The 23,422-nt window shown below is 41.0% G+C and carries 22 protein-coding genes; 2 read left to right on the forward strand and 20 right to left on the reverse strand.

The genetic code is table 11. From position 1 onward, the window contains the following. Positions 1–51: 51 nt before the first annotated feature. Together AC1U9Z_RS01910 and AC1U9Z_RS01915 are read right to left on the reverse strand one after the other, a co-directional pair. The gene (locus AC1U9Z_RS01910) at positions 52–378 is read right to left on the reverse strand and encodes a DnaJ family domain-containing protein (RefSeq protein WP_479955495.1); all 327 of its coding nucleotides are present in this window, start codon (positions 376–378) and stop codon (positions 52–54) included. A 128-nt stretch (positions 379–506) separates the two neighbouring features. Then, on the reverse strand, positions 507–1,010 hold the full coding sequence (locus tag AC1U9Z_RS01915; RefSeq protein ID WP_479955496.1) for an N-acetyltransferase family protein: 504 nt from the start codon (positions 1,008–1,010) through the stop codon (positions 507–509). Positions 1,011–1,079: 69 nt separating this feature from the next. On the opposite strand from AC1U9Z_RS01915, the gene AC1U9Z_RS01920 reads away from it, so the two are divergent. Beyond that, complete coding sequence (locus AC1U9Z_RS01920) at positions 1,080–1,640, forward strand: flavodoxin family protein (RefSeq protein ID WP_479955497.1); 561 nt, start codon at positions 1,080–1,082, stop codon at positions 1,638–1,640. 137 nt (positions 1,641–1,777) lie between these two features. Here the strand turns inward: AC1U9Z_RS01920 and AC1U9Z_RS01925 are convergent, their stop codons facing one another. The 8 genes from AC1U9Z_RS01925 to AC1U9Z_RS01960 all read right to left on the reverse strand — a co-directional run bounded on the left by AC1U9Z_RS01925 (position 1,778) and on the right by AC1U9Z_RS01960 (position 11,619). Beyond that, positions 1,778–3,151, reverse strand: a complete 1,374-nt coding sequence (locus tag AC1U9Z_RS01925) for a phosphohexomutase domain-containing protein (protein ID WP_479955498.1) — start codon at positions 3,149–3,151, stop codon at positions 1,778–1,780. A gap of 79 nt (positions 3,152–3,230) precedes the next feature. Beyond that, positions 3,231–4,610, reverse strand: a complete 1,380-nt coding sequence (locus AC1U9Z_RS01930; protein WP_479955499.1) for a sugar phosphate nucleotidyltransferase — start codon at positions 4,608–4,610, stop codon at positions 3,231–3,233. 98 nt (positions 4,611–4,708) lie between these two features. After that, on the reverse strand, positions 4,709–5,470 hold the full coding sequence (locus AC1U9Z_RS01935; protein WP_479955500.1) for a glycosyltransferase: 762 nt from the start codon (positions 5,468–5,470) through the stop codon (positions 4,709–4,711). After that, positions 5,437–6,939, reverse strand: coding sequence for a cellulose biosynthesis cyclic di-GMP-binding regulatory protein BcsB (locus AC1U9Z_RS01940; RefSeq protein WP_479955501.1), 1,503 nt, complete (start codon positions 6,937–6,939; stop codon positions 5,437–5,439). The genes AC1U9Z_RS01935 and AC1U9Z_RS01940 overlap by 34 nt, the downstream gene beginning before the upstream one ends. Before the next feature lie 14 nt (positions 6,940–6,953). Further along, positions 6,954–8,615 carry a glycosyltransferase family 2 protein gene (locus AC1U9Z_RS01945; RefSeq protein ID WP_479955502.1) on the reverse strand — a complete coding sequence of 554 codons (1,662 nt, stop codon included), beginning with the start codon at positions 8,613–8,615 and terminating at the stop codon, positions 6,954–6,956. Between the two features lie 151 nt (positions 8,616–8,766). Continuing rightward, positions 8,767–9,465 (reverse strand): hypothetical protein, encoded by a 699-nt coding sequence (locus AC1U9Z_RS01950; protein ID WP_479955503.1) that lies wholly within the window; start codon positions 9,463–9,465, stop codon positions 8,767–8,769. Positions 9,466–9,480: 15 nt separating this feature from the next. Beyond that, positions 9,481–10,317 (reverse strand): hypothetical protein, encoded by an 837-nt coding sequence (locus AC1U9Z_RS01955; RefSeq protein WP_479955504.1) that lies wholly within the window; start codon positions 10,315–10,317, stop codon positions 9,481–9,483. A 417-nt stretch (positions 10,318–10,734) separates the two neighbouring features. Then, positions 10,735–11,619, reverse strand: coding sequence for a DMT family transporter (locus AC1U9Z_RS01960; protein WP_479955505.1), 885 nt, complete (start codon positions 11,617–11,619; stop codon positions 10,735–10,737). 420 nt (positions 11,620–12,039) lie between these two features. On the opposite strand from AC1U9Z_RS01960, the gene AC1U9Z_RS01965 reads away from it, so the two are divergent. Then, the gene (locus AC1U9Z_RS01965; RefSeq protein ID WP_479955506.1) at positions 12,040–12,240 is read left to right on the forward strand and encodes a cold-shock protein; all 201 of its coding nucleotides are present in this window, start codon (positions 12,040–12,042) and stop codon (positions 12,238–12,240) included. A 37-nt stretch (positions 12,241–12,277) separates the two neighbouring features. On the opposite strand, the gene AC1U9Z_RS01970 is transcribed toward AC1U9Z_RS01965, so the two are convergent. The 10 genes from AC1U9Z_RS01970 to AC1U9Z_RS02015 form a co-directional block, all read right to left on the reverse strand. After that, positions 12,278–12,745: a CarD family transcriptional regulator gene (locus tag AC1U9Z_RS01970; protein ID WP_479955507.1), complete on the reverse strand. Its 468-nt coding sequence runs from the start codon at positions 12,743–12,745 to the stop codon at positions 12,278–12,280. A 454-nt stretch (positions 12,746–13,199) separates the two neighbouring features. Continuing rightward, complete coding sequence (locus AC1U9Z_RS01975) at positions 13,200–13,886, reverse strand: metal-dependent hydrolase (RefSeq protein ID WP_479955508.1); 687 nt, start codon at positions 13,884–13,886, stop codon at positions 13,200–13,202. A gap of 269 nt (positions 13,887–14,155) precedes the next feature. Next, on the reverse strand, positions 14,156–14,695 hold the full coding sequence (locus tag AC1U9Z_RS01980) for a hypothetical protein (RefSeq protein WP_479955509.1): 540 nt from the start codon (positions 14,693–14,695) through the stop codon (positions 14,156–14,158). Positions 14,696–14,846: 151 nt separating this feature from the next. Next, the gene (locus AC1U9Z_RS01985) at positions 14,847–15,692 is read right to left on the reverse strand and encodes a flavodoxin family protein (protein ID WP_479955510.1); all 846 of its coding nucleotides are present in this window, start codon (positions 15,690–15,692) and stop codon (positions 14,847–14,849) included. A 301-nt stretch (positions 15,693–15,993) separates the two neighbouring features. Continuing rightward, positions 15,994–16,917 carry a thioredoxin-disulfide reductase gene (gene trxB / locus AC1U9Z_RS01990; RefSeq protein ID WP_479955511.1) on the reverse strand — a complete coding sequence of 308 codons (924 nt, stop codon included), beginning with the start codon at positions 16,915–16,917 and terminating at the stop codon, positions 15,994–15,996. 100 nt (positions 16,918–17,017) lie between these two features. Continuing rightward, a complete protein-coding gene (locus AC1U9Z_RS01995) occupies positions 17,018–18,487 on the reverse strand; it encodes a HEAT repeat domain-containing protein (protein WP_479955512.1) in 1,470 nt (489 codons plus the stop codon). A gap of 76 nt (positions 18,488–18,563) precedes the next feature. Next, positions 18,564–18,734, reverse strand: a complete 171-nt coding sequence (locus tag AC1U9Z_RS02000; RefSeq protein ID WP_479955513.1) for a hypothetical protein — start codon at positions 18,732–18,734, stop codon at positions 18,564–18,566. Positions 18,735–18,739: 5 nt separating this feature from the next. Next, complete coding sequence (locus AC1U9Z_RS02005) at positions 18,740–19,990, reverse strand: Ger(x)C family spore germination protein (protein WP_479955514.1); 1,251 nt, start codon at positions 19,988–19,990, stop codon at positions 18,740–18,742. A 33-nt stretch (positions 19,991–20,023) separates the two neighbouring features. After that, positions 20,024–21,136 carry a GerAB/ArcD/ProY family transporter gene (locus AC1U9Z_RS02010; RefSeq protein ID WP_479955515.1) on the reverse strand — a complete coding sequence of 371 codons (1,113 nt, stop codon included), beginning with the start codon at positions 21,134–21,136 and terminating at the stop codon, positions 20,024–20,026. 122 nt (positions 21,137–21,258) lie between these two features. Continuing rightward, complete coding sequence (locus tag AC1U9Z_RS02015; protein WP_479955516.1) at positions 21,259–23,142, reverse strand: spore germination protein; 1,884 nt, start codon at positions 23,140–23,142, stop codon at positions 21,259–21,261. Between the last annotated feature and the right edge of the window lie 280 nt (positions 23,143–23,422).

Genomic DNA, 23,422 nt, shown 5'->3' on the forward strand with positions numbered 1-23,422 from the left:
AAATTTCGAATGGACTTTTTACTTATCCCAGCAGCATAATGGCTTACTGAATTAGTTACGAAAGAAATTACTGCGTGCATCCCTTTGTATCTCATATTTCAATCGTAACTCTTTTAATTTTTGCTTTAAATTTTCTTTTTCATCAGCTATTTTACATTTTGCAAGCTCTTGCTCTATGCCTTCTATCTCTTTTAGTAAAATGATTTCTATTGGTAATTCCCCTGCGCTTTTTAGGACCATAGCGATCATTTTATCTTCTTTCGTTATAAACGGGTTCTGGTTTTCCAGTTGTAATGGTTTTCCTGCACCCGGTAAATTTTGAAGTTCTCCCTTTAATAATGCTTCTTTCATTCTCATTTCAGCTATTTTGCCAAACATGTCAAACCACCACCTAAAAACACGAATTCAACCATTTATAAAATACTTAAATTTTATTGTACCATTTATACTTTAAAAAAGGTATTTCGGCTTCAAATCAAAGGCAACCCCCAGCGTGGGTCAATTAACTAAAAAATACATTCGTCAACTCGCAGGCCAAGGATTACTAAATCCCTTTCTATTCCATCCAGAACAGCTATTCTAGGCAAATAACCCCAACGTTCAAAATTAAATCTCAAAAACAACTGTAGACTTGGTTCGTTGTGACCAAAGATAAATCCCAGAAGAGTATGAATCCCTAATCCTGGGGCTTCTTGAATTGCCTTGGACAGTAAATTTTTACCGATACCCTTTCCTCGATGCTGTTCGGCAATATAAATGCTAACCTCCGAGGTAGCATGATAGGCTGGCCTGTTATAAAAAGAGGAGAAACTTAACCAACCTAAAATATTGTAAGTGTCCTCTATAACCCAGATTGGACGATTATTTGGATTATGTTCACGAAACCAAGTTAACCTACTTTCAACTGTTACTGGGCTAGTGTCAGCCGTGACCATTCTAGAAGAAACAGTCGAATTGTAAATATCTACTATCGTTGACAGGTCCTTTTCAGCAGCATATCTTATATTCAAAGTTATCTCCTCCTCTAATCCCTTGACTCGATTATATGCTACAATTAAAACAAAAACGAGGTAGTTATTATGAAGATAGTTGGTTTTTTGGGTAGCCCACGTAAACATGGAAACACTGCCATATTACTCAATAGGGTAATGGAAGGAGCTAAAAAAGAAGGGTCTGATTGTATCGTTTATCACACCAATGACTTAAACATAAAAGGTTGTCAAGGATGCAATGCCTGTAAAAGAAAAGGCCGGTGTGTAGTTGAAGACGATATGCAAAATATCTATCAATCAATTCATGCAGCAGATATTCTTGTCTTTTCATCTCCCATCTATATGTGGCAAATGTCCGCTCAATTGAAATTAATTGTAGACCGCCTTTATGCTTACCTAAATGCTGACTATTCAAGTAGACTACAAAAAAACATTAAATTTGCTTTGTTATTTACACAGCATCGTACAGCAGAGGATGCATTTATGGACTATTTTCAATCGGTAGCTGGAATTTTAAAGGTTATAGGATTTGAGTTTATTCCAGAAATCCTAGTAGGTTCCGGATTGCACGATGCGGGTGAAGTAAAAAGTAATGCGGCTTTAATGGAAAAGGCTTATGAATTTGGCAGAAACTTAGGCCTGAAATAGACTCTTTTACAAAGTAGTATTGCAGGTCCAATATTAGGAGCTTTGGCTGCTGGGTGTTTCGTTTACCTGTGCTACTGGTATTCACAGAAATGATCTCAAACCCATTAAAAAAATCATTATCAAGAAATTTAAAAAAATTACAATCCCAATCCATCTATAAAAGCCAGCAATTTCTCAGTCTTTAGTTGCATGAGTTCACGGTTGCCCCTTGCTTCAACATTTAATCGTAATACTGGTTCGGTATTAGAACTACGCAGGTTAAATCGCCAGTCAGCAAACTCTACGCTTAAACCATCCGTGTGATCAATCGCGATCGCACCATTTGAAAAAGTTTTTTCTACCTGCTCCATTACTTTTCTTGCATCTGTTACTCGCCGATTAATCTCACCGCTAACAGGATATACAGCGACTCGCTCACCAACCAGTTCCGATAGACTTTTGCCCTTTTGACTCATCAACTCCAGTACTAATAGCCAAGGTATCATGCCGCTGTCACAGTAGCTGAAATCCTTAAAATAATGGTGGGCTGACATTTCCCCACCGTAGACTGCATCTTCCAAACGTAAGCGCTCTTTTATAAAGGCGTGGCCGGTTTTACTCTGAACTGGCACCCCACCTGCTTGCTGTACTAACTCAATGGTATTCCAGGTTAATCGGGGATCGTGAATAATTTTAGCCCCGGGCTGTCGAGATAATAAGGAGGTTGCCAAAAGTCCCACTATATAGTATCCTTCAATAAAATTACCCTTCTCATCAAAAAAGAAACAACGATCATAATCTCCATCCCAGGCTAATCCCACATCTGCCTTATTTTTTCGAACCGCTTCAACTGTTGCTACACGGTTTTCTGGTAATAATGGGTTGGGAATTCCGTTAGGAAAAGTACCGTCCGGTTGGTGTTGGATCTTAATTAATTCAAAAGGTAAGTGGGGCTCCAACTCATTAAGAACCGGTCCGGCACAACCGTTACCAGCATTCACTACTATTTTAATTGGTTTTAAAACAGATGGATCGATATATGATAACAAGTGTTGAACATAGTCAGCCATGATGTTTGTTTTACAGTAAGAACCTAAAGCCCCAGTGGAGGGCTTTTCCTCCTTACATTGTCCGCTTACTAAAAGTTTTTCAATTTCTTTCAAGCCACTATCACCACTAATGGGGAATGCCCCAGCTCTTACCAGCTTCATTCCGTTATAGTCCTCAGGATTGTGACTGGCCGTAACCATAATACCGCCGTCCAGACCAAGATGAAAGGTAGCAAAATATACCTGCTCCGTACCAGAAAGCCCTATATCGATTACCCCACAACCGCTCTCCCGTAAGCCTCGAATCAAGGAGGCCGCCAGTGCCGGACTGGTTAGCCGTATATCATAGCCTACAACAACCTGTTGGGGTTTAAACAACTGCACATAGGCCCGGCCAATAAGGTAGGCTAGTTCATCATTTAACTCCTCTGGAACTCTGCCCCGAATATCATAAGCCTTAAAGGCCCGGGTATTTACTTCCATCTGATTACCTCCATCTTATCAAATAATAATGGCATTTGAACACTGAAAACCGCCCTTTTAAAACAAAACAGGCTGTTTTCTAATTACATATTTTTTTACGATGACACTCATTCTCTATTTCGCTCCAATTAAATAAAAATCGTTCAATATCCTGTTCAACCAGATTACCGCCCTTCTGAATTTCAATAATCTCTAAATCTGTTATAGCGTGAATGGAGTGAAGATCTCCCTGGGAAATTTCCAATACGGATCCGGCCTCAACAGGTAAAATTATGCCATTCAAGGCTACCTCTCCCTTTCCTTGTACAATGCTCCAGGTTTCACTGCGCTGAAAGTGTCTTTGATAGCTAATGTTTTTTCCGGCGTTGATGCCCAGTCTTTTAACCATAATTTTATATCCATCATTGTAGTTTATGTGTTCCAAAACTTTATACCAGCCCCAACCCCGTTCTTCATACATTGGTCTTTGCTCAATCTGCTCGATAAACTGCTTGATTTGGGGACTCATTTGTTTATCCGCTACCAAAATCCCGTCCGGTGTGGCTATAACCACGCTATTGCTCAATCCTAAAGCGAGGATAGGAATACCTAGTTCGTTAACCAGATGTACATTGTCAGCCCCTGCGATGATTCCCTTGCCAATCACCCTCTGAGGCATCTCCTCCGTTAATGAATTCCAGGTTCCCAGGTCTTTCCAGATTCCCGTATAAGGCAATACTACAATCTTTTTGGTTCTTTCCACCACTTGGTAATCAAAACTGATTTTAGGCAGCCGATCATAGTAAGCCAACAGCTCGTCATAGTCCGTGGGTAAATTTTGTTCTTTAAGAATTTCCAGTAAAAAATTAAGTCTGAAACTAAAGACGCCACAATTCCAGAGTGCCTTTTCTTTGATTAGCCTTTGGGCCTCTGCCTGTTGCGGTTTTTCCTTAAACCCCTTGACAACCCAATAGCCCTGCTGACTGTCCGTTCTCTCTGGAATTATATAACCGTATTTTTCCGTAGGAAGGGTAGGCTGGGCACCTATTAAAGCCAAATCAGCCCCTGACCTTGCCAATATCTCTTCTGTTTCATTCACTCGCTCAAAAAAACTGTCCTCCACCATAGGATCTACGGGAATGACTCCAATTACCTCTTGGGGCGATATTTTTTCCACAGAATTAAAATAAGCAGTTGCTAAAGCAATCGCCGGAAAAGTATCCCGCCGTTCCGGTTCGATGACCACTTTTATTTCCTGACCCAGTTGCTTGCGCAACATCGCCTGGTGATTTTTACCAATGGCAAAAACAGCCTTGTCTGCCAAACCGCTTCCCGCCAACTGCCGCCAAATCCTCTGGACCATCGACTCAGGATGGCCTCGTTCATTGTTTAATACTTTTACGAACTGTTTGGCCCGTGCCCCATTGGTCAAGGGCCAAAGCCTTTGCCCCGACCCGCCGGACAATAAGATAATTTTCATAAGCCCCTCATTTCTTTGCACGAATATCCGGGTAATTCTTTTCACTGACTCGTTTGTAACCCGGGAAAAGAGCTCTTCCTTCCCTCCAGACCCAAAACTTACTTAAAAAATAACAAGTTATTTAAAGTATAATTAGAAATCATCGCAACCAAGGCAGAAATAACAGCCCTTGTATTTACACTCATCTCGGCAAAAGTGTAACCTAGCAAGGCAAAAATCAGCATATCGACGATGACTCCGGAACCTCCCACCAGACAAAAAACATAAAAATGCCGGTCACTCTCACTGCGCCTCAGCAAAGTGATAATATGCCATAAATATTGGAGTTGTACCTTCAGATTCAACTTGGATTGCCCTAAATTGCGGCAACTAAAGGCATAAGGAATTTCTACCAACGTGTGATAGTTTCCCATCACCAGGATTTCCATAAGTATTTTCCATCCCACTGGATTCAGTTGTTTTCCTTTGATCACTTCCCTTTTCAGCATAAATATTCCACTGGTATGATCTGAAGCCCGCCTCAGGCTTTTGATCAGGATTTTACCGATATATCGCGCTGTTGCCGAGACAAGTTTTCTGAAACAGTTCAATCCTCCGTCACTGCCACCGGGAATAAAGCGACTGGGGACGACCAGGTCGGCTCCCTGCTCAATTTCTTTCATCATCTTAGACAGCATTTCGGGAGGGTGCTGCAAATCTCCGTCCATCACAGCCAAGATATCTCCCTGTGCATGCTCAAAGCCGCAAATCACCGCCGAAGACAATCCGGTTTTATTTTCCCGGTGAATTAGTTTGATCCTCTGATCTTTGCTGGCAAATTGGGAAATTATTGCTGGTGTATCATCATTACTGTCGTCCACAAAGATAATTTCATAGCTGTAATCTTATTTCCCGGTGAAAAGACAATTTCGGAAGCCTCATCAATCACGGTCCAGGCACTGTCCGAATAATCTTTGGAACAATCAATATATCCTAAATAGTTGTAACATTCGATTCCTACCTCAAGGATCGGCGACTTTAAATCTTTTTCCGGTATATCAACCTTTAATGTTCCACCTTCACTATTGGCATTTGTCAGCTTCGTGCTGGCAACCGGAGTTCCGTTGATCTTTACCGTAATCAGCGAGCGCTCGGATATAAGGGCTTGAGAATGGCTGAACTTCAAATTAATGTAGGACCCTTTGCTGCTTTGAATTTCCTGAGGCTGAATAAAAGTCAAATAGGCTCGTTGATGAAAGGCTCCCGCCAAATTAATCGTCGGGTAGCCAAAATCAGAAAAATGGTAAACTCCTTCTTTTTTTGCTTTAAAAGTACTGGCAACTGACTGAACCTGTGATTTTAAAATGAGTGAGGGCTGGTCGACCTGTTCCAACAGAGCACGGTTGGTAATCAAGTTTACGGCCTTCTGGAAGCCGCTTGCGTCCTTTCCCCCAATAATCGTTGCATAATAAGGTGTACTCTCCGTCGGTCCTGTAATGCCTAGATATCCTTCCGTTTCTTTCAAATTTTGCGCCATAGCTTGCAGCGGCTGATTATCCTGCCAACCTGGGAAAGGACCGAGATAAACTTTATTTCGTACCGAGACATTGCCTACCGGATCAGGCTCTTGAATGGTTTCTTCATAGACCCGAAAATCCAGCATTTGCCGTTCTGTATAGGACGCACCTATGGAAGAACAAAGCTTAAGCAGAGCAAGTAAGGACTCTTCCTTATTTCCTTTGGAAAGTACAAAATCCGTTGCCAACAGGCTTTGATCGGCTAATCCCTCATAATATATTGGATAAAATCCTGATAACTCGGCAAGGTAATAATCTTTTAGGGTTATATTTAAATAAGAATCGCTGTGTAAAATCACCCAGTTGCTCGGATTATCAATATCGGCGCATTCTCCCTCAATTGAACGCTGCTCACTGGTAAACTTAATTTCATTGACAGCATTTTGCTTGATCTTATCCGTCGGCAGTGTAACGCTCCACCAACCCTGCCCTTTTTCTTGCAAGGTATAAATCCTCTTTGTTTCTAAAGGAATTCCATTGATGTAGACCGTCAGGCTGGATTTGGCATCAATCAATGTATTGGAAAAGGTAAAATGAATGTTGAGGTTGCACGGATCGGTAACAGTTGTCCCCTTTGGCATAAAAAACCAATAGGAAACAGCATTTCTTGGACTATTAAGGGGTTGATCTGTGTTGATAAAAGGAAGCTTATAACTCTTTCCCTGAAGGTTTTGTGCCGAGGGCTGGGCAAAGGCAGCCCAAGGAATCAGCAGAAAAATTACGATAGTCCAAATAAACAATTTAACTATCCGTGATTTCGCTTTTTTTTGCATTGATACCCTCCGATTTAGGCCGATAAATTGCTTCTATTGACTGTATCATATTTAGTTGCTGTTAAGCCGTGCGTTGTTTTCTCCCAATAAAAGGGCTTTAATACCAATTGAATCAAAGCTTTATAAGCGGCAACACTCATTAGTATCCAATAAAGAGGGGTCAACAGTGCATACTTGATCAAACCGTAGGAAAAAGGTTGTTTATTTTTTAACGAACAATCACGTATTACCCAATACATGCCAACGGCATTTGTATACATAAACATAAAGTTTCCAAAAATCAACTGGAAACAAGCTAGATAATAAAGAACTCCTGGGAACAGAGCACTAATCCACCCTGCATGAGTCAGATACCAAAAGACCAATAAGAACCAGAATATCGGATTTAATAAAGGAAGCAAGGGTGTACCCAGAACCATCGCCTGATAGCCAATAAAGCCTCTAAGACCACAAATCCGGAATGATTGAACAGGGTGGCGCATATGCACTAGCCAAGTTTGCATATACCCTTTGATCCAGCGGGATCTCTGTCTCAACCAGTTTGATATATCTGAATTAGCTTCCTCCCAGGTCCGGGAATCAATAATCGCCGTATTGTAGCCCTTTTTAAAAAGTCTGACCCCTAAATCAGCATCCTCTGTGACATTAAAGGGATCCCATGCTCCTATTTCCCGCAAAAAGTCAATTTTAAAATGATTGGATGTGCCGCCTAGAGGAATCGGCGTTTTGCTTTGCATGACGCCGATCAGTAATAATTCAAACCACATACTGTACTCTTGGGTAAAAAAGCGAGTCAGCAAATTTTGATTGCTGTTAAAATAATTCAGTTTGCATTGAATGCACACATAATTATCCGGCAATTGCTTAAAAGCAAGATAGACTTTTTTCAGTTGATCCGGTTCGGGTCGATCTTCGGCATCATAGATAACCACATATCTGCCCTTGGCCCGGATTAATCCGTAATTGCATGCCTTCGGCTTTGTTTTAGGCTGAGAAGCAGGAACGATAATCGGTATAAAATAGTGCGGCAAATTCATGCTCATAACGGTCTCGAGGGTCTCTTTATCGTCTTCTTCAAGCAGGATACATACATTTAACTTATATTGCGGATAATCCAAAGCCTGGATATTATGAATAAGCTGCTTAATTACCTCTTTTTCCTTATAAACAGGAACCAAAATCGTGTAAACGGGCAGTTCGGTCTCATCAATTGTTGCAATATCCTCCGGTGTAAAATGGAGTTGAGCATCTCTATAGGAACCTTTATTGACAATATAAAGCTTTAAAATTGTCATCACGGCATATATTCCTTGAACCAAGATATTCCCAATAAAAAAAGCAATCTGATAATTAGCAATAAGGACAGTTAAAAAAGCTATACAGACTGCAATCAAGACCATGCGTTGTCCTTTGGCAGAATTTTCCGGCTGTTCCTCATACAGTTTGAACACACTGTCTTCGGATAATCTATGACCATATGCCCTCTCCCACAGGTTTTCAATTTCAACTATGGTAGCTAATACCTGCTCCATCGGTTTATCAAGATAGCTTTCAATTACCCGGATACTCTCCTCAGGCAATATTTCCCCTACGGCAACGATATAGGAGTCCGGTCTGCTATTAATCAGAATGGCGTTATATTTAAGTGCGATTTCATATGGGATCTTTTTCGCCATTTGCAGCTTATAGTTATTACCAACCCAGCCCAAATTATTTTGTGTGGCTAAATAGCGGTAAAGAATCTCCGGTGTTACATGTCTAAGAAATAATAGGATATCGCCAATTCTTCCCCCGCTCTTTTTTTATCTCCTCGTTAATTAATAAATATTAATAAATTACCCTGAACAGTTTGAATCCTTCAAAGGATGCCTCTTGTTCACACCAGTCCTCTTGGCCTGCATATAAATTTGGATACCAGGTATTAAGAGCATCCAGTTTTCCCGTCCCTTCATTAGGGTTGGGTACCAAAAGATAGGTGATTCCCCATTTATGCGGATTCTCCAGGCTCTCATAAAAATCGGGGCTGGCGCTTACCACTATATTGGACATATTAGCTATATTGACGAGAATCTCTCCTGTAACAAAAGAATCCATCAATACTCTTTCCTCCTGAAGATTTTCATTAATATACTCGGCAATTCGCCGGCTTTCTGTCGTCCCCATGGAACTATGCTCCTCTGGGGATTTTTGGAGATTTCCGAGAGTGCTTAATGTTAATCCACACGATACAAGCAATGATATTACTAAAATACCCAGCAATAGTAACTTTCGAAGATAAGCTTCTTGGTTGATTTGGGTAATTTCATAAGGAAGCCATGCCACCGTAATGGGCAATGCATAAGAAAAGAAGCGCAGCCAGCCATAAGAAGAGCCACTAAGGAGCATTAAATAGTGAAAGAGAATAACTGCCAACACCATGATTAGCAAAACCAAAAAATCATGTTTGAATAACTTTTTTCTTATAATCCTGACAATAACAATTCCTGCAAACACCGGAATGAAAGGAGCACTTTTCTCCCATACCACATTTCTGAATAATTCTCAGGGAGTCTCGGTAACTCCGCTGGTTAGACTTAGATAGGCAGAATTAGAATATGGTGAATTAAGAAAATAAAGTAGATTGCCGGAAATTATTCCGTTGAACATGATCCATAGGAAAACCGCAAACAATAGCGGTGTGTAGAGTACAATAGCGGTGCCTTCTGCATAATAATAAGTTTCCTTGAGTTGCCCTTGGGGAACAAAGTCTTTAACGGCAGGGCCGAAAAAGATAATGATGAGCACGCCCAACCCTATGGCGGCGGCAAAGGGAATGGCTTCATACCGGCAAAAGAAAGCGAATGCTAAAGCAAAAGCTATCCTCATAATATAGTGGGCAGCCCCTTCTTTCATCCACAACACCAGGCAGGAGACCGCATAAATCATGAAAAAGAACGTAAGTCCTTCACTCATACCATTAAACCCATAAAAAAAGATAAAGGGATTAATTGTGTATAGACAAATAATAATTGGTGTTAATTTTAGAGAAATATTCAATTTTAGAAAGGTTTTGAATAAAACAACCACACTACCTGCGGCAAATAAAGAGCTGATAATAGATGCTGCTATGCCATGCGTCACTAAGGGCTTCCATATTTGAGAAAAAGCTACGAAAGGCAATTGGAGCACACTGGGCAAGGGATTCCACACTAAACCAATGGAGGCAAAGCGGAGAGGCTCTACAAAAAATACATAAAAAGCATTCGCTGTTCTTGCAAATGCATCTTGCATTTTTGCATCCAAAAAATAACCATAATAAATCCCCGCAGCCAGTTCGATAATGAAAACAACCATAAAAAGAATGGTTAATCTTTTTATGCCGGGAGTATCGTCTGTCAAAAAGATCACTCCTACAAGAATACTGTTTCTGCAGTCATCAGAGTTACTCTAGAGCAATAATCAAATGAGTTTTAGTGACTCGGGGCATATTCAAGAATTTATAGAACTAAGAATTCCTTTGGCTTACTTCCTATAAAAAACATAATTTAGAACCGACGCCTTGGCACGACCATGTACTTAATTGATGTTTTTATGTAGGCAATTTAAATTTTAATACGAAACCAACTCTGAATTCTCCAACTTATTACCGGCATTTACCATTGTGCTGCTTACTGTGCCTCCACAACAGAAAGAGCCGCCGATCTTATGGATCAGCGGCTTTTTTCGTCTGAATTTTGAAAAAGGATTCATTTCCTGACGAACATGTCACAGGTTATTGGTGGTGGCCTCGGTTGTCCCTGCCTTTTTACATTCTATTTAACTCTTCTTCTTAATCGTAACAACCAGGACGCCTAATAAAATCAACGCCCCACCCAGAAAAAAGTTTAAATCCAAACGTTCATTCAGTAATAGCCAGCCTAAAAAAGAGCCGACCAAAGGTTGGAAGAAGAAAAACAACGACCCAATTCCAGCATCGATCATCTCCATGCCCTTATTCCACAGGAAGAAAGCACCCGCCGTTGATACCGTCCCCAAATACAGAACACCCAGGATGATTTCTGTATTCAGCACGATGTTGTTCGTTTGAGTCTCCCACAACATAAACGGCGTTGTAAAAATTAAAGCAAATAAAATAGCATAAGTTGTTATGGTTAATGAGGAATGGTTGTACGATGCCACTTTAACATAAACAGATAGTAAGGCCCACGTTATAGCAGCGCCTACTAAAATGATGCTTCCCCAAAGGTGACTGCCAAGGCTTGAATCCCAACCTACAACAATTGCAACCCCAATAGTAGCTAATAAAAGGGAGAAAAGCTTGCGTGTAGTAAGACTTTCTTTTAAAACCAATCGGGCAAATATTACAATGAAGGCTGGTGTTGCTGAGGTGATTAGTGCACCTGTATGGGCATCTGAAAGTTTTGTCCCGATAAACTGAAAAGAAATTGAAACAAAATATCCAATAAATCCAATCCACCCTAAGAGCAGCCAATCCTTCTTTTCAAATTTTTCAGGATTTTTATTCTGGTTTTGGGAAATTCTTAAGATGAGATATAAAACAAAGAACGCAACCACATATCTTAACCAAACAAGAGTAATTGGGGGTATAAAATCCAGTACATATTTACTTACCACATACATACTGCCCCAGATACTAGCTGCCAAAGATAAACATATTGCTCCTAATACTGTATTGTTCATGATCGGTTACCTCCGCCTATTTAGAAAGATTTTTATAGAAATCTCTACTCTAGACGGGGAGGTTTTAAACGTATCTGTTCATCCCCGTCCTAGGAATGAACGGAGGGTTGGTCATTTTCAAACAAATTATTGTAATACAATATGATTCTCCTTTCTGAAAGCCCTTTTAACCAAGTATAGCATAGATATTTTTGTTTAGGAACATTACCAATTATACCATAGCTAATTTTTCATTTTTTTACTAAAAGTTCTTGCATTATAAGTTAAATAGTGGTAATATATAAAAACATGAATTAACCTTTAGCTCACATATTGTAAAGGGTTGTTATTTGTGCGATGGAACCTTTTACAATGTGTGACTTTTTTATTTGTTGGAAAATAAAAAATGATAGCATTAATAAAAAATTGGAGGTAACAAATATGCAAGGTACAGTAAAATGGTTTAATGCAGAAAAAGGTTTTGGTTTTATTGAAGTAGATGGCGGCGGCAAAGACGTCTTTGCTCATTTTAGCGCGATAACCGGTGAAGGATACAAATCATTGGATGAAGGTCAACGTGTTGAATTTGACGTGGTAGAGGGTAATCGCGGACCACAAGCGGAGAATATTATAAAGTTATAATGAATAATTAGAAGGACCACTTTTTAAAGTGGTCCTTCTAATTATTCATTACCTGATTTAATAAATCAACCGCTTGTTCTTGACCAATTCCTTTTACTAACACTAGTTCACTAATTAATATTTGTAGAGCATTATCTAACATTGCTTTATCTCCTGTGGAAAGAACTCTTCTTTTACTCATTAGAACTAGCTCACGGATAACCTCAGCCCCTTGGCAAATGTCGCCGGTTCTCATTTTATTCAAATTAGTTCTGTATCTTTGGTTTGGCTTAATGGTTGCGTCAAACTCCCCTTCATTGAGAGTTATAAATACTTCTTCCAATATATCTAAGCCCACAATAGGTCTTACTCGCGCCTCAGACTCCATGGGAAACATTACCTGCATGTTTCTAACATTCATTACATAATATAGCTGCTTATTCCCAAGGATCTCCTTTTCTTCAATTGCATTAATGATACCTGCCCCATGCATAGGATAAAGAACTTTATCCCCAACCTGATACATTCATTCACCCCCATTTATTATACCTAATAAAGTATAACATGAATCACTAATTTTATCAAAAAATATTATTTTACACCTAATATTCACTGTAGTCAATATTTTTATTCTAAAATAAGCTGAGGTTCGGGAAGAATAGCAGCCCATAAGGATTACCTTATAGGTTGCATCATCATATCTGTATTTTACTTACCCTCCTTTTAGAGTTAAAATCGAAGCATAGCAAGGCTTCCAATGACTACCGAAAAGAGGTGCACGAACATGCTTAGATTATTTAAAGAACTTCTCTTTATTGCAGATGTTACTTATCAATATATCCACAACAAAACCAAACATTAATCTTAGACAGAATTAGGAAGTGTCGCAAAACGATTTATTAATAGGTAAAGCGACACTTCCTTTTTAATTGTTGGCAGGGAATGGTCCAGACCATTCCCTGCCATTTTGTGATAATATCTTATATTTCTATGGTATCCCCTGGTTGCATAATCCTCACCTTAGCAGTTGTTGATTGTTCTACCAACCTTTGGAAAGCAATTGGGTCTTGGTTTATGAGGGGCCAGGTATTGTAGTGCATGGGAATGACCTGTCTAGGATTTAACATCTTAACGGCTTCCAAGGCATCCTCTGGGCCCATGGTAAAATTATCGCCGATGGGTAAAAGTGCCGTATCAATGCTATTTAAGTCACCTATCAATTTCATATCGCCAAATAATCCGGTATCTCCGGCATGGTAAATTAGCCGATCCTCAACCCGGATTAAAAAGCCGCAGGGGTTACCCAAATATTCAGCCGGACCTTGATCGCCGCCGGTGGAATTGCCGTGTAAGGCTAGGGTTAGTTTTACTTTAAAACTGCCAAAATCATGGGAACCGCCGAGGTGCATGGGGTGTATCTTAACCCCCTGCCTGGCACAAAAATTGGCCAATTCGAAAACCGACACAATGGTAGCTAAAGATTCTTTGGCGATGCTTAGGGCATCACCAACATGATCGCCATGTCCGTGGCTGACAAGAATATAGTCTGGTTTTATGTTGATATTCTTAGGAGCCACTGGGTTGCCGCTTAGGAAAGGGTCAATGGCAATGGTTACCTGTTGGGATTCCAATAAAAATGCAGAATGGCCAAAATAGGTAAGCTTCACTCTCATCACTCCAGGATATGTAATTGAATTACTTTTCAGTAGTTTGTCCAACAAATTTATTAACCAAAACAATTGCTTCTTTGCTATGCTTCACTGTGAAAAATTGCTGTAGGCCTTGGGTTTTAGTATGCAGTTATGTAATCCTTCGCTGTCGCTCAGAATGACATCGGTTTATAGAAACCCTGCTGCCTGGCTCCTTTGAGTGAAAGATTCGTTTTAGGGTGGCAAAGAATGCAACCCAAAACAATGTCATATATGTTCGAGACTAGCTATTTATCCTTTCGTAGTATTTTACTAAATAAGTCCAGGATCTCTTCTATGGCCTGATCCTTATGCCCCGCTGCCTGAGATTTCTCATCAACACTTTTGGCCAACATGATCTTGTTCTTAATGGTTTTGACCGTGTTATGACAGCTTATACCCGTGCCATTGTTAAAATTGATTGTTGATCTTCCCTCTCGTCCAGTCTGTTCAACTACCGAAGCAACATAATAAAGGTTTATATAGGCATAGCAGGGATCCCCTTTACAGCGTGCAATACGTGTTTTTATCGGCAATAAAACATAGCCAGGTTTGAGCATTAAGGGGGGAAGTCCTATATCGCAATGATCCCGAAATTTATTACGTAAAGCGGAGTAATCCAATGCAAAATATTTGCAAAGGGCACGTCGAATACTTCGAATATTTCTCTTATCCGTGTGTTGGCTGCCATCGATATAAGAGATAATTGTTCCATCACCTTGGGGCAAATAAACCGGGTTGAGATATAAAATTGGCAGATCAAATTGCGAGTTTTGTACTTTAAGCATGATATTCCCTCCTTTTTAAATTACCAAACCCCCAACGCATGGGTTAATTGCTAATTTATTCCATGGGGGTCGATTTGGTTACCATTTATAAGGAGGGAATTTACGGGCAGACTTACAGACTTAAGAGAACCATCCCCGCGAATCCGTGAGTCTACGGTTTTACCCACCAATCAAGGGAACGATAGGGTGCTTGCAGTTCTTTGTAATGGTTCTTTTTGGCGATAAACTCCTGTTTCTTGCTATTGAGAAACTCATCAAAATGATGGCGCTTTCCCTCATCACTGAAACGGTGCTTGGGTTCGGGATAAAAGATATATTTTACCTCCTGCCCCTCTACTTTAAGTTCACCCTTTGTACCACAGAAGGGACAGGTTATATCCTTGCCATCATATCGTAAAATTTCACTCCAACAGACCGGACATTCCGTTGCCTTGACCCTTCGCTGGTAATTGGGGTCCACAAGATTACGTCCCATTTGTCTAACCCTCGCCAGGTTTTCAGGATCTTCTAATACCTCACCGGGATTGGCCCCAAGAAATCTGGCACTATCAACCAGATGCAGATTTAAAAATTTTGCTGTGATATTTAATACTTCCTGGGCATAACCCTCCCAATCTGCTACTCCGTAACTGACAATGGTAATACAAGGTTTGCCGGCAAAATCTTGATATTTGTTGCCCACTGAAAGAAACCGATCCTGCAAGATTTTAATACTACTATGTGGTCCTAAAAAATAGACCGGTGCAGCTAAAACCACAGCATCTGCAGCTCTAATTTTGTCCAGTAAAAAATTGAGATCATCCTCAATATGACAGGGAACATCTGCCGGCAGACAACTATAACAGGCCCTACAGGGCCTTATATCTAGCTCAGGCAGTCTAATCATCTCCATCTGGTTATCCGATCCAGTTGCCTCCATGGCGGCTTTGGCCAAAATCTCAGAATTGCCAACCACCCTCCGTGACGCGACAATTCCCAGGATATGTTTCATAACCATCTCCCACTCCTTTACTCAAGTACTGCATAGGCTCTTTAGCCCAGTTAGGTTTTCACACTGCTTTAGCCGTCAGCCTTTAGCTTAAAAATAAAAAGCCCAAGGCCCACGGCCCAAGGCTTAAAGAAAAAAGCTCAAGTGACCCCAAGCTAAAAGCTGATGGCTAACGGCTGAGGGCTATATATTTTCTTGTTGACTCAAATAAATATTTTTACCTTTGGTTATACTAAATTAAGTAGGTTGAATTCTCAACCTAATCTCCTCTCCCTTTCTCGCTGTATCTAACCCAAGATACAGCCTTTTTTTAATCTTCTAGGGACGCCAGATACTTTTCTATTTCCATGGCAGCAATGGCACCATCGGCAACAGCAGTTACAACCTGTCTAAGTGTCTTTTGTCTCACATCTCCGGCCACATATAAGCCAGGAACGGAGGTTTCCATTTTTTCATTGGCTAAAATATAACCACGGGGATCCGTTGCTACTAAATCTTTTACCAGATCTGAATTGGCACTGGTACCTACGTATATAAATACACCATCCACCGCAAGCCGGGATAGTTCACCTGTTCTAACGTCTTTTATTCTCACTGCCTCAACTTGATTATCACCTAAAACATCATCCACCACGGCATGCCAAACAAAATCTATTTTTTCGTTGGCCAAGGCACGTTTTTGAATAACCTTCGTGGCACGCAATTCACCCCTGCGATGAATAATATAAACCTTGGCGGCAAACTTGGTGAGGAACAAGGCTTCCTCCACAGCAGCGTCCCCGCCACCTACCACAGCAACGGTTTTATCTCTAAAGAAAGCACCATCACAGGTAGCACAATAGGAAACGCCTCTACCGTGAAATTTACTTTCACCCTGCACACCCAAAAATTGTGGTTTCGACCCACAGGCAAAAATAATAGTTTTGGCCTTGATGGTATCTTGACCCGTGGTAACCATAAATTCAGCACCCTGTTTTTCAATTTTTTCTACATCAGCAGTCATAATTTCTAAGCCAAAGGATCTGGCCTGCTCATCCATTTTTAGTGCAAGATCGATACCGCCGATACCGCCGGGAAAACCGGGATAGTTCTCTATCCACTCAGTGGCTGCTGCCTGACCCCCGGGCATACCCCTTTCGATTAAGACGCCATTTATATCAGCCCGTGCTGCATAAAGGCCGGCTGCATAACCAGCGGGACCGCCACCTATAATTACCAATTCTTTTTCTAACAAATCCGCACCCCCATAAATTTTGTCATGTCCGTTCTGCCATTATAATTATTATCTCATTTGCCAAAATAGTCCGTCAAGTCTGAGTTGGCAAGATGGCAGATTATTCCTCAATTTTTCCTTTTTCCCTTAAGCGAATGAGCATCGCCCTTATATTCCTTGCCTCCCTTTGAACCTGTGGTGCTTCTCCGGGATTATTGATCAGGCGTTCTAAATGTTTTACGGCACTGGGCATCTTTAGTTTACCCAAGGCTATGACCGCCTGCTCCCGAACCTCGTCCACAGCATCATCCAATGCATTTATTAAGGCAAAATAAAAGGACGGTTCGGCTATATTACCCATGGCCTGACAGGTTTTTAAACGGACCAGGCTATCTCGATCCAAAATTGTTTTACAAAGCAGGCTTACGGAATCTTTACCCCCCAGTTGGCCACAGGCCCAAATAAGTTCAAGAAATATTTTCTTAGGTACCCGGCGTTGTAATGCTTTAAAACAAATAATAACCCCTGTGTCACCCCGACGAACCAATTCTTGAATGATATGGACAGTCACTTCGGGATTCTTTCCTTGTAAAACTGCAGTACTGCGGGATATCTTATCCCTGGCTTTACTTCGTAAAATGTTCTGCACTTCATCAGCCAACCCTGGTACCACCCTTGGTACAATAAGACGGGCAGCCTGCTCAGAGATAATTAAAACAGGTTCCTGGGAAGAATCCACTAAAATTAAGTTATTCTCCTGCAGCCTTTCCAACAGGGCGATGATTTGTTTTTTTGACCAATCTGATAAAAGTCCATAACCCTTGGTTTTAATATAGTAACTCTCACCCGTTAACCAGGCAGTTTTAGATCCCTTCAGTAAATCCGCATATCGTCCCAAATTCAAAAGCCTCTCCACCTCAAATAATCCTTCAAAAAGAGTTATTAATTGTTCGGGATCAATATTTAATTCTGTATCCATAATAATTTGTTCGGCGCAAAGCCGTTCGTAGTAATTTTTGTAAGCCTGGAAGCGGCCCTGAAAATCATACATAAAACGCATTAATTCTATTTCGTTGCCGTCCATTCCGTAGTAGCATAAAAGCTGCTCCTCAGAGGAATCTCCCAGGGCTTCTACGGTCCTGCGAAAATCTTGATATTTTTTGTGCAATAGATTGAGGTAAGCCTCTGGATATCCTGTTTTTTGCGCGATTTCCGGAATCCCATAGCCGATGGTAAACATTCGCAGAATAATTTCCCAGGGCTGCCAGGGATGATTGTTTGGCAAGGTGCTAACACCTAAAACCCGCTTGGTGCAGGCCAAGATGTCCTCAGTCAATCCGGTGGCAAAGACAAGGGGATAGGCAAACTGTGTGTTAAGTTTGGAGCAAAGAATTTCACGGAAGGTTGGGTTAGCCAATAGCTGCCAGTTTTTTTTCAAGCAGCTTATTAAATCAGGGATTACTATATCCCGGAGATAAGCCAGGGCTAGAGCACTCTTTGGCCCGCCCCATTCCTCGGTAAATAGCCTTTTTAAGGCGGTGGCTAAATCTGCCGCATCGTCCAAGGGCCTGGGTTGAACCTTTATTTCCAAGATAAATCACATCCCCTAAAAAAGTGCCAAACTATGATATTCCACAGTCAGGGTATTTTTTCCTTTTTTTTGGGTTTCAAAAACTCTCCCTAATAAAAATGACATAAAAGGAAAGAGTCACGGTGAAAACTGTTAATAAAAAGGTTCCCACTGCCCCGCGCTTATTTTTTTGTTGCCAAAGCCAATGAACAAAGGAAAGGGTATAAGCCCCAATCATTAAAGGGATCAGGGCTAAAAGGTACTCCAAATCATCTACCCCCTGATAATGTGATTGGTTGTTCTCATAAGACCTGGTCGTCGAATATTCGTTTTGTACTCCACCGTTATTTCAGCGGTATCATACAACTCTTTCCAATTTAGGGTTTCCCATTCTTCCCATGTGCTAACTTGCTTTCTATATACAAGATCATAATTGAATATATCGCCCCAATTATGCTCCCTTGATTTATCGATTAAAGCTTGAGATAGCTGTTGCATTTGCTGGTTAAAGGCTTGCTCAACAATTTTTTTTCTTTCGGTGCCTTCATAGTTTTCACCGCTCTGGATGGAAAGAAATTCTCCCTCCATGTAGATGGTTTGGTGAATGTTGAGTTTTTCCTTGTCACTTACTATTTTGATATCCGGCTTTTTGGCCTGTCTAAGTCGCAAAGCAATAACATCCTTCGGTTTCTTGGGATCTCTTAGGGTAAAAGTGGAAATATTAAAATCTCCCTTCATCAAAAGCATAAGCCTTGTTTCCGTACCGTCTAATTCCCCTACCAACTGATCATCCCTAAAAACTGCTGTGCCAATAAATTCAGCGTTTGCGCTTCCCCCTTCCTGGGGCACCTCACCTGCTACATAGGGTACCAGTAAAGGTGATTTTTTCTTAGACGCTTTTTTTTCACCAGTATTTGTTCCAACCAGTGATGCCACAGGACTACTATGGAGGGATTTGAGAGTTGAGTAAAACTTATGAAGAGTGATTGCCGGGGACAACTCTGTCAGTCCAGCTAACCGTTCCATGGCCTGATATTGCTTGTTTGGGGATGCCTCCAGTTGCGGTTTGTTATTCTTCATAAACTCCTTTGCTGTTCCCCGGCAAATTAATATTTGACTGTTTCTGCGCACTTCTCGTTGGCGTAACAGTGCGTGAAGGTATTTTTCCATTCCTTCCTTGGCCAGCTCTTCACTAAATATATAAGCAATGGTGTGTACAAAACTTATGTCTCTGGTGCCAAAGGTGTTAAACAATAGATAACATTCCCAAATAGAGGGTCCCTCCACATTGGCCGTTATATAATTTTCCGCCTTACCCCCTCCCCCTCCTTCACCGGCAGCAAAGCTCTGAGGATTGGCTATGGTAACCGTCATTTCTAGGGGAGAATTTTCTCCCTTGTCAAAGCCAACGGCCAGGACCAGTGCCACTTCATCGGTTTCCCGACCTCCGGTACAACCGCAAAGCTGGGGCAGTAAAAGTAATAATAAAATCATGCTCAGTATTTTATTCCCATGCTTCCCCATTGCCACAGCCCCTTATCTCAAATCAATTTCGTCCTAAGGGTCATTACGGGGTGACCCGGCGTTTACTCCAAGATTTCTTATAATTGATATTATCAATAGGAATAAAGGAATAATTAGTACAGGAATAAAACCTACTGTTCCCAGCATAATACCTTCCAATTCCAAGGTGCTAGGATAATCCGGCGGTAAAATGGCAATCACAAAGCATAACAGGGTAATTATCCACAATAGTGGTCGATAATCTGACAGCTTAAAGATACGGGATAAGATGACCGTCGATAAATACAAATATAAGGCTGATTTAAGAAAGCCTACCATTGCCCAGGTCAATAAAAAAACTGGCTCCATTCTCTGCAGAAAACGTCCAAATGCAATTAATTTACTGGTTTCATAAAAGGGCAATGTTAATTCCGAACCAGCCTGTACACCAAAGGTTAATAAAATCATAATTGAAGCGATTAGAATTATGGAGCCACCACATAATATGGCCCAAAAACTAATTTTGGCGGCAAAACGCCATCCACCCATGGCATGCAGAATAAGACCAGGTACCAGCACTTCACTGGTAACGGAATAGCTTAATACTGAATTTCCGATAATCTTTAAAGGATCTTCCACAAACAGTGGAAAAATATAGTTTGGACTAATGTTTGGCATCGTTAGTAACAAAACCGTTACGATACCAAGAACAATAAAGGTTAAGCATATCCGGGCTACTCTGGCAATGATTTCCAAACCATAATGTGCACTGACGATGGCGGCCGTGGCTATGGTTATCAATACGATACTAATGGGTGTTCTTGGTAATGTTGATAGCAAAAAGGCTTCTGAATAGCTGCGAAATAGAAAGGCCTCCCGCATAATAAAATAAGCTGCCAGGATTAGACCAGCTAAAATTCCCAGATAACGCCCCAGTATCTGTTCACTGGCTTCAATAATAGTGGTATCGTCATGTCTCTTCATAAGTAGATTTACGATGACTAAATTAAGCATTGTTACTAAAATTACCATAGAAAATGTTAGCCAAATCATAGACTTCCCATCTTCCATTAGGCTGGAAGGTAGCGATAAAAACAGGCCGGATATGTTGGATATAAAGATCAGTGCAAAACCCTCATAGATGCCTATTTTTCCTTCCTTGAGCATTGATCTTCTTCCTTTCCGATTAGCCTTTCGCTTTTTGCTATGAGCCATTACCTTTTAGCATCTAAAAAACAACTGCATCTGAGTAATGGCTAACGGCCAAGCTAGACCCGATAAACAATCCACTAGGTTTTAGTCTTATTTTTATCCTTAACCCAACCCCTGGCTATTTTAGGTTGAAACCTTGTTTTCTTAGTATTTAAATAGTCCGGTGTTCTTTCCCAAGAAAATACCGGCACCCGAAAAACCACATCTCCGGAAGATCGGGTGGTGGGTGACATTGGTGCCAGATAGGGTACGCCAAAGGATTTTAGGGAAGCCATCATATGCATTTGAGTAAACAAGCCAAAGACAATTCCCACAAAGCCCAACATTGCTCCTAAAAAAATATAACCAAATCTCATAATGCGCAGAGAAAATTGTAGTGAATAGGAAGGGATGGCAAAGGAGGCCAGGCCCGTAATAGCCACAATAATTACCAGAATAGGGCTGACGATATTGGCCTGTACCGCCGCCTGGCCCAGGACTAAGGCACCCACAATTCCGATGGTACTGCCCATCAAGCCCGGTACCCTCAATCCTGCCTCTCTGATCAGTTCAAAGGAGATTTCCATAATGATGACCTCTACAAGGCTTGGAAAAGGTACCTTTTCCCTGGCCCCGGTGATGGCCAGTAAAAGCTCAGTGGGAACCATTTCTTTATGAAACAATACAATGGCCAGATAAACACCCGGCGTAAGAAAGCTTAAATAAAAGGCTAAACCCCTGATTAACCTAAGAAAGGTGCCATACATGGGACGTAGATAATAATCCTCTTGGCTGTGCAGATGGTCAAACATGGTGGTAGGAACGATTAAAATATAGGGATTGCCATCAACAAAGATGGCTATCTTACCCCTTAGCAGCATAAAGGCTACCCGGTCCGGCCTTTCGGTGGCCATTACCTGGGGGGCAAAATTCCAAGGCCTTTCTTCGATGTATTGTTCCAAAATACCACTATCCACTACGCCATCTGCTTTGATCGATGTTATGCGTCTTTTGACCTCTTGCAGCAGTTTTTCATTTACCCGATCCCTTAGGTACATGATAGCCACATCATTTTGAGTTACTTCTCCCAGTTTAAACATTTCTGTGGTTAATTGGGCGGAACGTATATACTTTCTCACCAGACCCGTATTGGTACGAAAGGTTTCTCCAAAGGCCTCCTGGGATCCCCGTATTAAAGGTTCATTGATGGGTAAAGTTACACCCTTGTGCTCCCAACCCTTGGTCTCCACCAGCAAGGCCTGGTCAATGCCATCTATAAAGACCGCCGTGGAGCCATAATTCACCTCAGCCACAATCGCTTTATATTCTCTATGGGCATTGACTTGGTTGCTTGTGATGACCCTTTTTTGTATATGATCCAGTAAATAGCCATCCACTTTTTCATGAAAATTGGAAAACAGCATCATGGGCTGTAGGATGTCCTGGTTGATGACAGTTTTGTCGCTGAGTCCCTCCATAAACAAAGCAAAGGCTTGCACAGGAGGTGATAATGCAATGGTAAATTCACGAATAATAAAATCCTGATTCGTTGGTAGATCATATATTTCTTCGATACGTTTTTTATTTATCTCTAAATGGATACTGACCTTATCCGGATCATCATGCTGGGCCTCGGATACTTTCAGGGGCTTTTTACCTCTTTTAGGTCCGCTATTCTTTTTACTCTCCTCTGTTCGATCAGGATTTTCTTTAATTTCAGACTCCTGCTTTTCAGATTGGAGTCTATTTTCCTCTTTGCCATCTTTATTCGCCGGAGTTTCTTTACGGGAAACTCGATGGGGTTTTTTAAAGCGGGAACGGCTTTCTGATTTGTCATCCTGGTTCTCAGGTTGGATAAAAACACTTAGGTCACCATCTTTAACCTGAGCTTTTTCTTCCGGAGTCTCTTTAAGAACAAAACCCTCCCGGTCTGTATCGGGTTTGTATGCAAAGGTTTTCTTAATCATCTGCCACAGTTTCATGTAATCACCATTGTTAGTTTCACCACTTTCGTGAAGATTATCCAGAAATTACATTAGAAAAGCTTGGCGCAAGTCTTAGCTTTTCTAATGCTAGCATCCTTAAAATCTTATACTCTCTGATCGTACAATGTGCAAGGATAAAGGGCGTGTCGCAAAACGTTTAAATGAAAACGTATGGCGACACGCCCTTTTTTATTTGTGACATAAAAATTATTACATCTACGAAGGCGAATTTTACCATTTAGGCCCCGGTTTGGGCACAACAAAACAAGGGAAGAGA

The sequence above is a fragment of the Desulfotomaculum sp. genome, assembly GCF_982386235.1.

Bases quoted from the DNA above. Each gene is read 5' to 3' on its own strand.
- AC1U9Z_RS02015 (WP_479955516.1), bottom strand. From the start codon at position 23,142: ATGAAACTGTGGCAGATGATTAAGAAAACCTTTGCATACAAACCCGAT.
- AC1U9Z_RS01945 (WP_479955502.1), bottom strand. From the start codon at position 8,615: ATGGCGAAAAAGATCCCATATGAAATCGCACTTAAATATAACGCCATT.
- AC1U9Z_RS01925 (WP_479955498.1), bottom strand. From the start codon at position 3,151: ATGGAAGTAAATACCCGGGCCTTTAAGGCTTATGATATTCGGGGCAGA.
- AC1U9Z_RS02005 (WP_479955514.1), bottom strand. From the start codon at position 19,990: ATGGGGAAGCATGGGAATAAAATACTGAGCATGATTTTATTATTACTT.
- AC1U9Z_RS01910 (WP_479955495.1), bottom strand. From the start codon at position 378: ATGTTTGGCAAAATAGCTGAAATGAGAATGAAAGAAGCATTATTAAAG.
- AC1U9Z_RS01960 (WP_479955505.1), bottom strand. From the start codon at position 11,619: ATGAACAATACAGTATTAGGAGCAATATGTTTATCTTTGGCAGCTAGT.
- AC1U9Z_RS01930 (WP_479955499.1), bottom strand. From the start codon at position 4,610: ATGAAAATTATCTTATTGTCCGGCGGGTCGGGGCAAAGGCTTTGGCCC.
- AC1U9Z_RS01940 (WP_479955501.1), bottom strand. From the start codon at position 6,939: ATGCAAAAAAAAGCGAAATCACGGATAGTTAAATTGTTTATTTGGACT.
- AC1U9Z_RS01980 (WP_479955509.1), bottom strand. From the start codon at position 14,695: ATGCTTAAAGTACAAAACTCGCAATTTGATCTGCCAATTTTATATCTC.
- AC1U9Z_RS02010 (WP_479955515.1), bottom strand. From the start codon at position 21,136: ATGCTCAAGGAAGGAAAAATAGGCATCTATGAGGGTTTTGCACTGATC.
- AC1U9Z_RS01920 (WP_479955497.1), top strand. From the start codon at position 1,080: ATGAAGATAGTTGGTTTTTTGGGTAGCCCACGTAAACATGGAAACACT.
- AC1U9Z_RS01965 (WP_479955506.1), top strand. From the start codon at position 12,040: ATGCAAGGTACAGTAAAATGGTTTAATGCAGAAAAAGGTTTTGGTTTT.
- AC1U9Z_RS01970 (WP_479955507.1), bottom strand. From the start codon at position 12,745: ATGTATCAGGTTGGGGATAAAGTTCTTTATCCTATGCATGGGGCAGGT.
- AC1U9Z_RS01985 (WP_479955510.1), bottom strand. From the start codon at position 15,692: ATGGTTATGAAACATATCCTGGGAATTGTCGCGTCACGGAGGGTGGTT.